This is a genomic window from Allocellulophaga tsushimaensis (genome assembly GCF_055383085.1).
On record NZ_AP039451.1, the window covers coordinates 3540268 to 3553811 of the forward strand.

General features: G+C 31.8%; 12 protein-coding genes. 4 read left to right on the forward strand and 8 right to left on the reverse strand.

Features of this window, described 5'->3' with window-relative positions:
* Position 1 precedes the first annotated feature (1 nt).
* A complete protein-coding gene (locus tag ACZ451_RS15395; RefSeq protein ID WP_464213976.1) occupies positions 2-436 on the forward strand; it encodes a hypothetical protein in 435 nt (144 codons plus the stop codon).
* Positions 437-712: 276 nt separating this feature from the next.
* On the opposite strand, the gene ACZ451_RS15400 is transcribed toward ACZ451_RS15395, so the two are convergent.
* Together ACZ451_RS15400 and hpf are read right to left on the reverse strand one after the other, a co-directional pair.
* Complete coding sequence (locus ACZ451_RS15400) at positions 713-1228, reverse strand: YceI family protein (RefSeq protein WP_464213978.1); 516 nt, start codon at positions 1226-1228, stop codon at positions 713-715.
* A 119-nt stretch (positions 1229-1347) separates the two neighbouring features.
* Positions 1348-1653 carry a ribosome hibernation-promoting factor, HPF/YfiA family gene (hpf, locus tag ACZ451_RS15405; RefSeq protein ID WP_464213980.1) on the reverse strand — a complete coding sequence of 102 codons (306 nt, stop codon included), beginning with the start codon at positions 1651-1653 and terminating at the stop codon, positions 1348-1350.
* A gap of 159 nt (positions 1654-1812) precedes the next feature.
* Between hpf and ACZ451_RS15410 the strand changes: the two genes are divergently transcribed.
* Complete coding sequence (locus ACZ451_RS15410) at positions 1813-2139, forward strand: hypothetical protein (protein ID WP_464213982.1); 327 nt, start codon at positions 1813-1815, stop codon at positions 2137-2139.
* Here ACZ451_RS15410 and ACZ451_RS15415 read toward each other — a convergent pair.
* Positions 2126-3343, reverse strand: coding sequence for a multidrug effflux MFS transporter (locus tag ACZ451_RS15415; RefSeq protein WP_464213984.1), 1218 nt, complete (start codon positions 3341-3343; stop codon positions 2126-2128). The genes ACZ451_RS15410 and ACZ451_RS15415 overlap by 14 nt on opposite strands.
* 119 nt (positions 3344-3462) lie before the next feature.
* Here ACZ451_RS15415 and ACZ451_RS15420 point away from each other — a divergent pair, with 119 nt between their 5' ends.
* Positions 3463-4005 carry a DUF4251 domain-containing protein gene (locus ACZ451_RS15420; protein WP_464213986.1) on the forward strand — a complete coding sequence of 181 codons (543 nt, stop codon included), beginning with the start codon at positions 3463-3465 and terminating at the stop codon, positions 4003-4005.
* Positions 4006-4938: 933 nt separating this feature from the next.
* Here ACZ451_RS15420 and ACZ451_RS15425 read toward each other — a convergent pair.
* From ACZ451_RS15425 to ACZ451_RS15435, 3 genes are all read right to left on the reverse strand, one after another.
* Entirely contained in the window at positions 4939-5265 is a 327-nt protein-coding gene (locus ACZ451_RS15425; RefSeq protein WP_464213988.1) for a hypothetical protein, read from the reverse strand.
* A 303-nt stretch (positions 5266-5568) separates the two neighbouring features.
* Positions 5569-6378 (reverse strand): LamG-like jellyroll fold domain-containing protein, encoded by an 810-nt coding sequence (locus ACZ451_RS15430; protein ID WP_464213990.1) that lies wholly within the window; start codon positions 6376-6378, stop codon positions 5569-5571.
* Between the two features lie 77 nt (positions 6379-6455).
* On the reverse strand, positions 6456-7151 hold the full coding sequence (locus ACZ451_RS15435) for an aspartate/glutamate racemase family protein (protein ID WP_464213992.1): 696 nt from the start codon (positions 7149-7151) through the stop codon (positions 6456-6458).
* 147 nt (positions 7152-7298) lie between these two features.
* Between ACZ451_RS15435 and ACZ451_RS15440 the strand changes: the two genes are divergently transcribed.
* The gene (locus ACZ451_RS15440) at positions 7299-8165 is read left to right on the forward strand and encodes a LysR family transcriptional regulator (protein WP_464213994.1); all 867 of its coding nucleotides are present in this window, start codon (positions 7299-7301) and stop codon (positions 8163-8165) included.
* A gap of 355 nt (positions 8166-8520) precedes the next feature.
* Here ACZ451_RS15440 and ACZ451_RS15445 read toward each other — a convergent pair whose 3' ends face one another.
* Complete coding sequence (locus ACZ451_RS15445; RefSeq protein ID WP_464213996.1) at positions 8521-11805, reverse strand: hypothetical protein; 3285 nt, start codon at positions 11803-11805, stop codon at positions 8521-8523.
* Between the two features lie 123 nt (positions 11806-11928).
* Positions 11929-13392 (reverse strand): hypothetical protein, encoded by a 1464-nt coding sequence (locus tag ACZ451_RS15450; protein WP_464213998.1) that lies wholly within the window; start codon positions 13390-13392, stop codon positions 11929-11931.
* Positions 13393-13544: the final 152 nt, after the last annotated feature.

The window sequence follows — 13544 nt, forward strand, 5'->3', positions numbered from 1 at the left end:
AATGAATGAGTTTTTTAGTTATGTAAAACAAAAATTAAATGTAGACAAACGTTTAATTTTACTATACTGCTTGGTTTATTTTTCATGGGGCATGTTAATGGACTGGTTTGGGACTCAAGTAGAAATTGCCAGATTTACCTATTGGTGGCAAGTAATAACCTGCTATATTGTGTATATGGTACCCATATCACTTTTATTGAGAAACCTTCCTTTTCATGCGCAATATGCGTATGGGCTTATTGCAATGTGCTTGCTAGAATTTGGTGGCTATGCCTTAGAAAGTTCTTATGCATATCCAAATAATTTAATGGATCAGTTTTTTAACGAACGTAATTTTGCTTTGGGTATGGCATTATTTTTTGCTTTGTATTTCCCCATAGGAAATTGGGGCGTTGGAAAAATTTACAAAATGATTTTTGGCACTAAAGCATTGTAGGCTAATAAACAAAATTGGGGTAAGCCTAAGAAGTATTTGTAGAGCATTTAAATCTCCTATTATCGAGTAAATTAACTCGTTGTGCTTAGGATTTTTAATAGCCCTAAAATATGGGTTCGAGTGCTTTTAAGGTACGAAAAAGTGTATCGAAAACTATTTTGGAACTAAAACTCTTATTCTCGATACAATTTTTACTCATTTTATTCCTGAAAATTACTCGAATTGACAGAATTTTGTTCTAAGTGCACAACGGGTTAAATTAAAATTTAGTAGTGTTTAAGATGCTAACTGAAGTATAATTTTTACAGTAACTTTATTTTTTGCTTTATCGTTTTTATAAATATGGATCCCATAGTCCGAACTATAAATAACTGCAGTACCTACTAATTGATTTGATTCTTTTTTAAAATTGATACGAACTGTTTTAGTAACATCTTTTATGGTGAGTTTCCCTTCTACAACAATATCTGAATTGTTCATAGAAACACTAGTACTTTCAAAAGACATTGTAGGGTATTTATCCTCATTAAAGTATTTACTTCCCTTAATTGACCAGTCTCTAACAAAATTACCCGTTTTTAAAGTTTCTACTTTAACGGTTCCTTTAAAAGTACTGGTATCTAGATGATCAAAATCTATAGTAGAAGAAGAACTGAAACCAGCTACAGTTCCTTTTGTATTTTTATGATTAAAGACAAAACTTATTTCTGCAGCTGTAATTTTACTTTTCTCCTGTGAAAATAATTGGCTATGACCAAAACAAAGTAAAAGAATTAAGATAGCTTTTTTCATAATTGATGTTTTAATTTTAGTCGTTATTATGGGAGACAATTACAGAAATGTATCATTACAAAAAAAAGACTTAAATAATAGTACTATTATTTAAGTCTTTTTTAGCGGTTTAAATTAAATTATTTAATTCTACTTAATTTATCTCTTCTTTTTTTAAGCTGACGTGCTAATTCATCAACTGACTTTGAAATAGATGCTTCAAAATTTCCGTTACTGGACTCAGCAAACAAACGCGGGCCTGGAATACTTAAGCGAATGCTACATATCATTCCTGTATCTGGAGTTGAAGTGTTTTCTATTTTAAAAAATACGTCTGCTCGGATAATATAGTCAAATTTATCAGAAAGTTTTTCTAGTTTTTTTCCAGCAAAAACTTCAAGCCTTTGACTTGCTTTAACATCATCGTATTCAAAATTTATATTCATGCTTTAGTTTTTAGGGTAAGAAATTTTGTTTTATTAGGTCATTCTAAAGATACCATTTTTTGTTTAAAAACTTTATGCAAATTGCAAGGTATTTTTTTTATCGCGACATAGATTATAGTATTTTTCTTACTTTTGAAGAAAATATAAAATCTAATTATTATGAAAAACACTAATAATCTCCATGCAATTCCTAATACTGAAGACCGGTTTATTGTAAAATTAGAGCGAAATAATAGAAATTTAACTCGTTTTAATGCCAAATTAGCCTCCTACACTTGCGAGCCTAAAACTGCCAGTTTATACGAAAAGCGCATGTTTTTAAAGCTTAAAATGGAACAACTTAGAAATAAGAATCATGAAACTGTAAATGCAATCCGAAAACACATTATTACTAATCCTTTAGAAATAGCAAAAACCCAAGTAGAGGAGTTTAATAGTGTATACTTACAATACAAAGAATATATGGCAACCGTTAAAAACTCTTGATTGTTTTCTTTGTTTTTTGAGTCATTTTAAGGTATCCAAATATCAGTAAAGAAAAAATAGCGCAGATTAAGAATCCAATAAATAGTGGCAAAGCAGTATTTTCCACATATTTACCAATAAATGTACTAATAGGAACAGACATTATGGTAGACACAAAGCCGGTTATGGCTGCTCCAATTCCTGCAATATGCCCTATAGGCTCCATAGCCATAGCCCTTAAGTTACCAAATAAAAAACCTACCATAAAGAACTGTACTCCAAAAAATAACAATAACACAATTACTGAAGGGTTTACATTTCCATAAAATAAAATAATGTAGAGTAGGGAAGTGCCAAAATACCCAAATAAAGAAGTTCTAATTAATTTTTCCATTCCAAATTTAAGTACAAAAGTTCCATTTAAAAAAGTAGCCATACCGATTGCAATTGCTAAAGCAGCAAAAATATAAGGGAATTCATTTTTAAGCCCATATTGCTCTTGAAAAATTTGTTGTGCCGTACTTAAATACACTAAAAAAGAGCCCACTATAAAACCCGAAATAAGCGTATATCCAATCGTTTTAGGGTATTTAAGTATTTCTTTAAAACCATTTGTAAAAATAGAAAATTGAAGTTTCATTTTATTTTCTTTCTTGAGCGTTTCTGGCTGTCTTTTCCAAAACCAAATACCAACAAGAATTGTAAATATAATTTGAATGTAAAAAATAGCTTGCCAATTGTAACTGTCTAAAATGGCTTTTCCTATTGCTGGGGCTATAACGGGTACTAAAAGAAAAACAACCGTAACAAAGGACATAATTCTTGCCATATAATCGCCACTATACGAGTCTCTTATCATAGCAATACTAATAGTTCTAGGAGCGGAAAGAGCAATCCCTTGAAGGATTCTACCAAAAATCATTGTTTCAATGTTTTTAGCATACACACATATAAAACTTGAGATAATAAAACCGAAAAAGCCCATATATACTACTGGTTTTCTGCCAATACTATCCGAGATAGGACCAAAAAATAAAGGACCAATCCCTAAACCAAGAAAAATCATAATAATGATTAACTGATTATTTGATGGATCTACAGTGCCTATAGATAAACCTATGATGTCTAATGCAGGTAGTAAAGCATCAATTGCTATAGCTACAGATGACATTAAAGAAGCCATAAGAAGTATAAATTCTATTTGTAGAAATTTCTTTTTTAGCATTTAGCAAAAGTACGCTATAACAAAGCTTACTTGAAGTTAATGTTACGCTAAATTTTAGGCAAATAGTAGGCTTAGGTCGCAACTATTCAGTATTTTAAAAGTAAAATTAAATTGATGTTATGAAAAAATTAGTTTTAGGAGCAATAGGAGCTATCTTATTTCTAATATTAGGATGTTCTGCTACTAGCAAAACAATTGAAAATAATGCTATAGTCAGTGATATACTAGATACAAAAGAATTTGAAATTATTGCTACAGAAGCCCAACCCTTTCTTACGAATGCATTAAGTCAGGTATTAAATAGTGGTTTATTAGCTCCAGGAGATAATTTAGGGAGGATTAATCTTAGTCCTGGTACAAATATTTTAAAAGTAAAAGGAGATTCTGTTTATGCAGATTTAGCATACTATGGGGAACGGCGAATTGGTGGAGGCTATAATACAGGTACAGGTATTAAATTTGAAGGAATTGCTAAGGATTTTAAGATTCTAGAGAATCCTAAGAAAAAAGGATATCAAATAAAATTTACCATAAATAGAAAGACTGAAAATTTTATTGTAAACGGAATGGTGTATTATAATAAAAAAGGGTTCTTTACTATTGCTAGCTCACACAGAAATAGAATTCAATACTCAGGTTATTTAAATACTGCCACGCAATAATATACTTTGGTTAACATAAGATTATATTTTTCTATTTTACATAATATAAATTATAGTACACGTGGTAAAATTAATTATCCAGTGGATGATTAATTTTAGCGGCGAGCTAATGCGGCTGGTTATTGTAAGCTATAATTCCATATTATGTAAAATATCCCACAATATTCGGTCTTTTAAAGAAACATTTGTCTGGGGGTCATTAAACATTTGGCTTTAGGCTTTTATGTTATTCAGAAACATTTAGTTAGACATTTGTAGCTATAATTAGCCGTTATGTAAAATTGCCGCTCGCAAATGCTCTATTGCTTTTTAAAAATAATTATGCTACGCAGTAATTTTTTTAAACACAATTTGCCAACGCTTTCCAGCCGCATAAAAAAGCTAACTTTTAGATAGCTTCATAATTCTCGTATTTAATAATAATCCTACAAGATTTTTTTCTACGGGATTCTCATTAGGTTTCCGCAAGAGTATAAATTTTAAGAAAAATAAAATTCTATGCACTTGTTATATGTAGAATTTCAATTAATCTTTTTTTTCGTGTTTCATTATCTTTTGTCTTGAAACAAAAGAAACAAAAATTCAAAACTGCATACGGGCAAACATTAAGAAAAGGTCTAGTAGAGCTTTTTAGTGAAGCAGCAAGTCGGCACGTTGAAAAAACAATGTACGGCTCTCCCGATAGCTATCGGGACGCTATATTTTAGACCGCATAAAATTGAAAGTCTAGTAGACTTTTGATTTTGTGAGCGAGCTGGCGTGTTGGCGATTTATAACGTTTTGCTTAATCAATAGTGCTATCATTTTCCAGCCACATCATCTCGCAGCTGTAATAATTCCTCCACTGGAGCAATCATTATATCTCGTGTTTATACCAAAGTTTTCTGAGGCCAATTTTAGATTCATTATTCTATTTTATATAATATTATAGAATTAGAAATTACGTTCTAATTCATAATCATTTAAAAATGCTATCGCAATCAAGGTAGAAATATAAAGAAATGGCAAAGCACTTACTATAAACCATATGATATTTTGCTTAACAGCTTTTCTATATTTTGAAATTAAAAAGACTGTATTAAATAAACACCATAATACTCCTCCATAAAATAATACTATACCTAGTAGATTCCCATATTGATAGATCCAAGTTCCTCTATACGGTCTTACTAAAATACTAAGAGAAATTCCTATTAAGCAAATACATATAATTATAATTGAATATCTCTTGTGTATTTCTAAGTTCTTAAACCAATTCATAAGTTATAAATCATATTATTTAAAGCATACTCTTCAAATTCTTTAATAGATTTGCTATATATTTTAATCTCCCAATTAGATAAACGGGGCATTAAACTTACTTCGTTATTCACAAAAAAATGTTATTGGAATTTTGTAATTGAGTTGATGGAATTAAATAAATAACTCCTGGTTGTTGCTCTATGATTAAAACCAAAGCAATAAACAAGTTATCTTTTAATTCTACTAAATCTTGTTTTGTTATTTTGATACTTTGTTTTACAATATCTAAATTTAGTGGTTTTAAGTATATTATCTATGCTCTTATTTAAATAAAGTTTTTATACCATCTTTAAGTTGGAAAACAGCGTTCACCTCATTAAGTTCTAGTGGCTTATCAAAAAAGACAAGCTCATCCATAAAGCCAATATAACCAAGACCTAACATGATTTTTCCTTTTTCGGCATCCCAAGTAAAAGGATCATTAATATCTTTTATTTTACCTTGAAGCTTACCGTTTATATATAATTTAAATTCAGATTTTGTTTTTGTATTTACCTTGGAAAAAACCATGGCAACATGTGTCCATGTTTTAGTCTGAAATGGAGACGGGTTAACCGTTACCGTGCGGTTGTTCCATTCTGTCTCATCGCTATCATTATTAGGGTCCCACACCGCCAAATCACCCATGGCTCCGTATCTAAACTGTCTTGGATTATGATCTGTGAAATCTACCCACAAACCAGCATCACTCCATTTAGAATCTGTAATGCAAATAGGATCGCAATAATGGGGTGCTAGTTCTTTGTTGGGGTCTAATCGTAACCAAAAAGATATAGTGCCGCTCCATGATGTATTATTGTAGCCTACATTTTTATAAGCCTTATAAAAAACAGCCGAAGTTTTCGCCTCTTTAAAGTGAATTGCATCTCCACTAAGCCCTTTTCCCTTGGCTAAAACAACATTAGAGTCGTTTAAACCTATTGTAGCCTTAGCTGCTTCTTTATAATTTTCAGCTGTATAAATATTTGCATCGCCAACGGCAATATCTGCAGCTACTTTCCCGTCAAAAGAACTGTAAAAAAGGACATGATCTTTTAAAGGGCTATTTTGCGAAAAAGTGATGCTGGTCATTAGAAAAAAGAATAACACTGTGGTGGACAAAAACCTATTTATTTTCATGCTTTTTTAATAAGTATTAAAGTTCATAATTAATTTTTTACACTCCATTTACTAGCTTTATAAGCATGAATTTTTCCAGTATCAAATATGGGAATAGACGTATCTAATTCTGAAATTAGAATAGGCAATTCTGTACAGCCAAGAATAACACCTTCCGCGCCCTGAACTTGCAATTTATTGATAATCTCAAGAATTTTTTGTTTTGAAGCTTTTGTGAATTGTCCTTTTACTAATTCTTTATAAATAATATCATGAACTACTTGCCTATCATTTGTTTCAGGAATCACAACTTCAAGTCCGAAATCATTGATCAAGGTTTTGGTATAAAAATCTTTTTCCATAGTAAACTTTGTACCTAACAAACCTACTTTTTTCAAACCTAAGTCGCATATAGCCTCACCTGTAGTTTTTGCAATATGCAAAAAAGGAATATGTACGTTTTCAGAGATATAATTACTTACTAAATGTATGGTGTTCGTACAAAGTAGGATAATGTCTGCCCCTGCCCTTTCTAGATGTTGAGCCGCTTGTTTTATAAGCTCTCCGATGGCGTTCCAATCACCTTGAAAAGTTAACTTTTCAATTTCTGAAAAATCTACGGATACCATAACACATTTTGCCGAATGTGAACCTCCTAACAAATCTTTTACATTAGTATTTAAAAACTCATAGTACAGTTTTGAGGATTCCCAACTCATGCCACCGATCAATCCTATTGTTTTCATACGTGTCTTTTGGTCAAAATTATTGATATCATAAACACTTTAGCGGAAAGTAGATTGAATTACTTTGAAGTCGTAATTGATATTTTTTCAACCATATAGATTTATAGAGTCTTGTATCTTTGACATATGGAATTAAAATATTTCAGATTGATAAAAACCATTACAGAGGAAGGCAGTATTGCTAACGCTACTGAACGCCTTTTTTTAACGCAGTCAGCTTTAAGTCATCAATTACGTGAATTAGAAGGGCGATTAGGTTTTAAGGTTTTTCATAGAACAAGAAATAAATGGGAACTGACCCAAGAAGGTTCAGAACTTTATAAATTGGCTAATAAGCTATTCACCTCTATTGATGAAGGTTTTAGTGCTATCAAACATATCAAAGATGGTTCAAAAGGCTCAATAAAATTAAGTGCTGAATGTCAATCTTTTTTTCATTCTATTCCATCGTTTATTCAAAAAATGGGTGTTCTCTACCCTGAAATGGACATCGATGTAACGCTTGGGGCAACACATCAAAGCATATCACAAGTATTATCTGGCGATATAGACATAGCAATTGTGACATCAAGACCCGAATCTAAAGACCTTTCAAGTATACTAGTTTTTGAAGATGAAGTTTTTGCTATAATGCATCAAGAACATCAATTAAATAAATTGGACTATCTAGATGCAAGTTATTTTGAAAATGTGCATTTGTTGATTAATTCTTTCCCATTGGAAGGAGTTGCCGTATATGAACAGTTTCTAAAGCCTAGTAAAATAAACCCAATTAAAATTTCTGCAATTCCGTTTACTGAAATCACCTTATCAATGATAAATGCTAACATGGGTATTATGTGCGCTCCAAAATGGCAATTAAGTCCTTTTAAATTGTCAAAAGAATTGATATTTAAGCGTATTGGAAAAAATGGTTTAAAACGAAAACATTACTTGGTTGTAAAAAAGCAACAGCGTAATAAAAAGTATATACATGATTTCATATCTAGTTTTGAAGAAGAGTTTTTAGTGTAAATACCATTCCACACACATTACACTCCCCTCCTATCGTCGGTTTGTATCATAAGTATTAGCTTTTAGAAAAAAATAAAGAATATTATTAGATGGTAAAAGCTTTTATCCAAAGCTCAAGTTATCCTGAATCAAGTTCGGAACAAGCGGCACGCAGCACAGTCAACGCCAAAATAAAAGCTAAGCTTTTTGCGCTTATTAAAAATCGGGTATTCGATAAAATTATGTCATGAAAAATTTTAGACGATTCTCGTGAGCTTGCCACAAAAGCATAAAATTTTCCCTTGCTCTAATCCTTGCTTAAAAATTTCTATACACTTGTTAAATGTAGAATTTTAATTAATTTTTTTATGTTTCATTATTTTTTGTCATGCAGAATCTCTGGGTTTCTAATTTGCTGCATACTTTCTTTGGTCAACTCATGTTTTAGCATATCGCGCATAAACTGGTAAGCATCATCGGCCAAAACTCTGCTCATTGGAGGTTCAATAATAGTAGCCTCCTCAGTCCCACAGCGCTTATCAATCAAACTTCTTATTGTGCTATCATTTTTTACCATACAATCATATAATAATTTATGGGTATTCTCCAAACCGCTACCATTATTTAACTCCAATCCTAAAACAGCTTTGACCTCTGCAACAGTAAATCGATGTGGTAGGTACACTGTTTTAAATTGGAAGAAAGGCTTATGTTCTTTTTCCAATCGTTTTAATTCTTCTTTGATAAAACGGGGCATCATTTCTGTTGAAGCAACTGCATTTAAAATGGCATTAATTTCGGTGTTCGTGTTTACCTTGTTGGTTTCAACTAACAACTCACACTGCTTTTCAATGTAATGTTTGATATATAGATTTTTATCGTTGACAATATTGATGAAAACATTGGTTATGCTGTCGTTTTTAAGATGTTCTTGTTTATTCTCTAAATGTGTTACTGCTTGGTAAAGTTTGTAAACGGACAATAACCCTGAATTTTCATATATGCCCCCATCATTGTAATGACCTAAGGTCTCAATTTTGGCTGCGGGACTTATTACTGGGAAACGGTTTGAGGTAGATGCTGCATCATAGTAACCGAGTGTATACTGCTCCTTGGGCGTTCCCTCATCATAATCCTGCATTTCAATATCCAAAATATTATCAGCGCCACGATACAAAAGCACATATTCCTTGGTTTGCTCTTTTAGGTTAACACTAACCGCCATTCCTTGATTACCCAACACATTGGTGGTATTGGAGATAAGGATAGGAAATTTTTCTTGAAACTTGAAATACATTTGATTCCATTGGTTTCTATAGCTAAGTAACTGTTTGCACTTATAGTCCTTGTTAGCCAATTGCGCATAACGCAGCATGGCCTTACTGGAGCGGTCTTTTCCTTTTAAATCTCTGAAAAAACCTGGTATAAACATATGATTAAACGTATCTCTACCCAAAATATGAGTGAGATCTAGTGAAAGAATATTTTCTGTGGATATATCTCGTATTTTTTCAGACCATTCCTCTTTTGGGTTAGCACTCATTATTGCAGCCATGTTAATTAATCCTATTGTGCCGCCCGATGCTCCTGAAATACCAACAGTTTTTTTGAAAAAGTCAGCATCATTTTGTAGTAGCTCATGTAGTACAGTCATAGTCCAAGCATTTGATTTCATACCACCACCATATGCCCCAATGTAATACCGAGTAGTATGGCTCTTTTGAAGCTTATCTACATAATCATTTAAATAAACCGTATCTGTTTGTACCTCCTTCTTCATCAAGTTTAGATTGAACAATTCATTGCTTTTAATCCTTCCTAAACGGTTGAAAACAAACAAGACTAAAAAGCTAAAAGCCAAAGTCATGTAATACCGTTTCCTATTTTTACTGGCAAATACCTCAAATGAGTTTTTATAATAAATAAAATTTTTGGTAATTACCACAATGATTCCATAGTACAGGAACATGGCGGAAAGAATTATGATCATCGGATTGATTGCTAATGACCACATACTGAAAATATTTAGAAGTAAAAAAAATACGGCATTGGCTATTCCGAAGAATCCTGCGATTTGTAAAAAGGAGATGTTATTACTATGTGCTCCAAACCCTATGGAAGAAAAAGCACTGAACAGCTTATTATTTTTGGTAAAACTATTGAGTTTAAAGAATTCAAGAATTTGCTTTCTTTTTTTGGCAATAGCTTTTGCATTGACCTTTTTTTTCTCTCGATCTGTGACATCAAATACTCGAAGTAAATAAAAAGCATTGAGTACAGTATCTATCCTATCATTAAAAAAAACAAACCTAAAAATGGATCGGAAAGATCTAAAATAAATGAAAGTGATCATTTGTAGAATGAAACAAAGCAGGCTAAATATTGCTGTCCAATTGGTATAACTACAATCGCTGCAAACACAGATCCAAATGACAAATAGAACATTAAAAACAATTGTCAATACCAAAAAGAACAGGTATTCACGAACAGGTTTGACAATATTATAATAGGTTTCGGGTCGCGAAATAGTTGAATCACTTTCTACAGCTTTTAAAGCTATTTTTATTTTTTCTTTATCCTCTTCCGGTGGGGAAAAATCACCATCATAAAAATTGGGTAGATTGGCACTAAGGAAAGTGTAATTTTCTATAAGCCATTTGTTTTTAGTCATTCGCAACCTATACAGCAACCATATACCCAAGGTCAATATACAAATGGTCAGTGTGGCAATGGAAACAGGCCAATCAAAGTTAATTTCAGAGGTGTAGCCAACGATGTAAAAAAGTGCTCCATAGAACATAATACCCAATACTCGAAAGAAAAAGTTTAAACTACTTTCAATATTACCATCTGTACTTTGTGAGTACTTCTTTTTGTACTTGAAAAAAATGGTGCCAAAAAGACCGAATGCCAATGTAGAACGGTACCATTTTCGATGAGTTTCATCAATGCAGAAATAAGTTGGGTAATGTGCCAAAACTATAGCATACATAGGAGCTGCCATTAACAACAGTATAAAGTTAACTGGATTGCCATATAAGTTCACGATTATAGAATTTACCTGTGGTGCTTTGGGAAGCGCAAGACCGATGACCAATAAAATAAAAAGACTAATGCCTGCGGATTGCAAAAACCTAAGAAAAATTGGTATAAATTCTTGGATATATTTCACAATCAAAACTCCTACAAAACATAATATACTAAGCCCATATAATGTCATTTTTGTGTAATAGATTTCAGAAACATAACTATAATGGAAAAAATAATTGTAGTTTTCGATAACATCAGAAATATAGGATGCCACAACCAAAATAGAAAATATCCAATAAATAACCTGCACCCATACTTTGACATCTCTACCGATATGATTACGTACAAACTTCCAAATGGCTAAAAACAAAAAGATGGGCCAAATACAGTCTAGAATAAAATAGGCCTTATACGAAATCATTAATACAGTGTTATCATGAAATAAATCACCGGTAATGAAGCGCTCACTCAATTTCACCCGAAATTGCATGGTATCAATAATACCCGGAACATGCCCAGTATTTGACAAAAGCAATAAGGTTAAACTGGTAATAATCAAAGCGATTATATGTTTTCGTGAAGGTTTTTCGTAGTTTGAAATGTAACTCCAAAGATTTCTAATGTGTTTCATTACAGTTAGTTTAATTATTTTAATAAGTTTTAAAATAGCGCATATTGCTGGTATGATTGGTTTGAGCAGAAGCACCACAGATAAAATCGTATATGAGATTGCCCAAAATGAAATTACGATTCATCAAGCACCTCGTTTTACAGCTGAAAAATTTTCTTTCAAGAATTTTTTTGCATTTTGAAACATAAATTTTTTAACTAATGTGTCGGCATCAAGATTGGAATGGTCAGGCAGTTTTTTTGCTTGCGTTGTTTTCAGAAATGTTTTTGCTTGTAAAATTAAATACTCCTGTAACAATGGTATTTCTGCGTGAGTCCAATATCCATCTAAGGGGTCCACAACACCATCAAAATCTGACCCTATAACTTGAAAACCCCATGGATCAATTCCTTCAAAGTTAATATCCGTTTTTTGTTCTGTATAAATCCATAACGCCGTCATTTCAATTTGTCTCCATACAAAAAATGCTCTCTTATATAGACCTCTACGTTCAATACTGGCATTAAGTCCTCTCCTTTTAGATCCATATTTTGTTTTACGAAGCCTACGGGCATCCAATTGAACTCCAAAAATTCCTCCTGATTTAGCAATTGTCAGTATTTCTTCCTTGTAAAAGTTAATTTCCACATCTTCTTTTCTAGGTATTGAACGGTTATTGGTAGCGCCATGACTGGCTATTATTGGAATTTTTGCATGTTTGTACTTATCAGATTCTAAATAGGTGTAAAAAGCTTTTCTAGATTTGAGATTCATGTGCTTAACATCTATAAGTATACGTTTCCCATTAGATTGACTTAATAATGCATCAATCACCTTAAAACCTAAATCGGAAATACCTTCCTTTGGATTCAAAAATTGTTTATAAGCTAAATTAGCAGCACCAGTTAAACTTTTAGCTTGTCCACATAATCCATTTTTAAAATGATGTGCTAATGAAACAAAAAATGGAGTTACTTCCCATTCCGATTTTAGTGTATTAATATTTGTTAAAAACTGATTTTCGATGTCACTGGCAGTTAAGGACTTACTAAGGTCAGATCTAAAAACATGCCCACCTTCCATAGTAGGAATGATGTTGATTACTTCATCGGATGAAAAATTGAGTTCCTCAAAGCTTCCCACCAATTTATAAGTAACATCTTTACCATTAATTTTTTTAGCGATCTGTTGAAGCATTTTTAGATAATCATAACTTTTTTCAAGATCTTCATAATAGTTTGTAAGTTTATAAAGCTGATTCATTCGAGGTTTACCTATTCCTTGAATCAAATCCAAAAGTAACTTACCTCCTTTCCTTTTCTTTTTTCGATTCCTAGAAAGAATAAGTTCACGCTCCATAGGGTCTATTGATACCATCAACACCTTTGCGCCCCCTTTGTATGCAGATTTAAAATCTGCTTGTGTAAATTTTGTTATAGTTGCTAACGCGTTAAATACCTTTTTAATAATATTTAATTTAGTTTTGAACCAAATACTTCTTTTTTCATTTTTTAAAGTATTCTGGCCTGACTCATTTTGGTGTGCAAAACTTTTGGAGTAAGGCTTAAGAATAGAATGACAGTGAAAATCAATAAATTTAGTTTTCATAAGTTCTCTTATTTTTTTAATTACAAGTCAAGTTTCGATTTTTTATAAAAAAAATCAATACCTATAATTGGGTATTTTGTTGGGGGAAATAAATCATTGGAGGGTATTAAATATATAAAAAATTAACAAGAATTCAATTACATATTATGTAA

Coding starts and splice junctions, on each gene's coding strand:
- ACZ451_RS15395 (WP_464213976.1), top strand. CDS start 2: ATGAATGAGTTTTTTAGTTATGTAAAACAAAAATTAAATGTAGACAAA.
- ACZ451_RS15400 (WP_464213978.1), bottom strand. CDS start 1,228: ATGAAAAAAGCTATCTTAATTCTTTTACTTTGTTTTGGTCATAGCCAA.
- hpf (WP_464213980.1), bottom strand. CDS start 1,653: ATGAATATAAATTTTGAATACGATGATGTTAAAGCAAGTCAAAGGCTT.
- ACZ451_RS15410 (WP_464213982.1), top strand. CDS start 1,813: ATGAAAAACACTAATAATCTCCATGCAATTCCTAATACTGAAGACCGG.
- ACZ451_RS15415 (WP_464213984.1), bottom strand. CDS start 3,343: ATGCTAAAAAAGAAATTTCTACAAATAGAATTTATACTTCTTATGGCT.
- ACZ451_RS15420 (WP_464213986.1), top strand. CDS start 3,463: ATGAAAAAATTAGTTTTAGGAGCAATAGGAGCTATCTTATTTCTAATA.
- ACZ451_RS15425 (WP_464213988.1), bottom strand. CDS start 5,265: ATGAATTGGTTTAAGAACTTAGAAATACACAAGAGATATTCAATTATA.
- ACZ451_RS15430 (WP_464213990.1), bottom strand. CDS start 6,378: ATGACCAGCATCACTTTTTCGCAAAATAGCCCTTTAAAAGATCATGTC.
- ACZ451_RS15435 (WP_464213992.1), bottom strand. CDS start 7,151: ATGAAAACAATAGGATTGATCGGTGGCATGAGTTGGGAATCCTCAAAA.
- ACZ451_RS15445 (WP_464213996.1), bottom strand. CDS start 11,805: ATGAAACACATTAGAAATCTTTGGAGTTACATTTCAAACTACGAAAAA.
- ACZ451_RS15450 (WP_464213998.1), bottom strand. CDS start 13,392: ATGAAAACTAAATTTATTGATTTTCACTGTCATTCTATTCTTAAGCCT.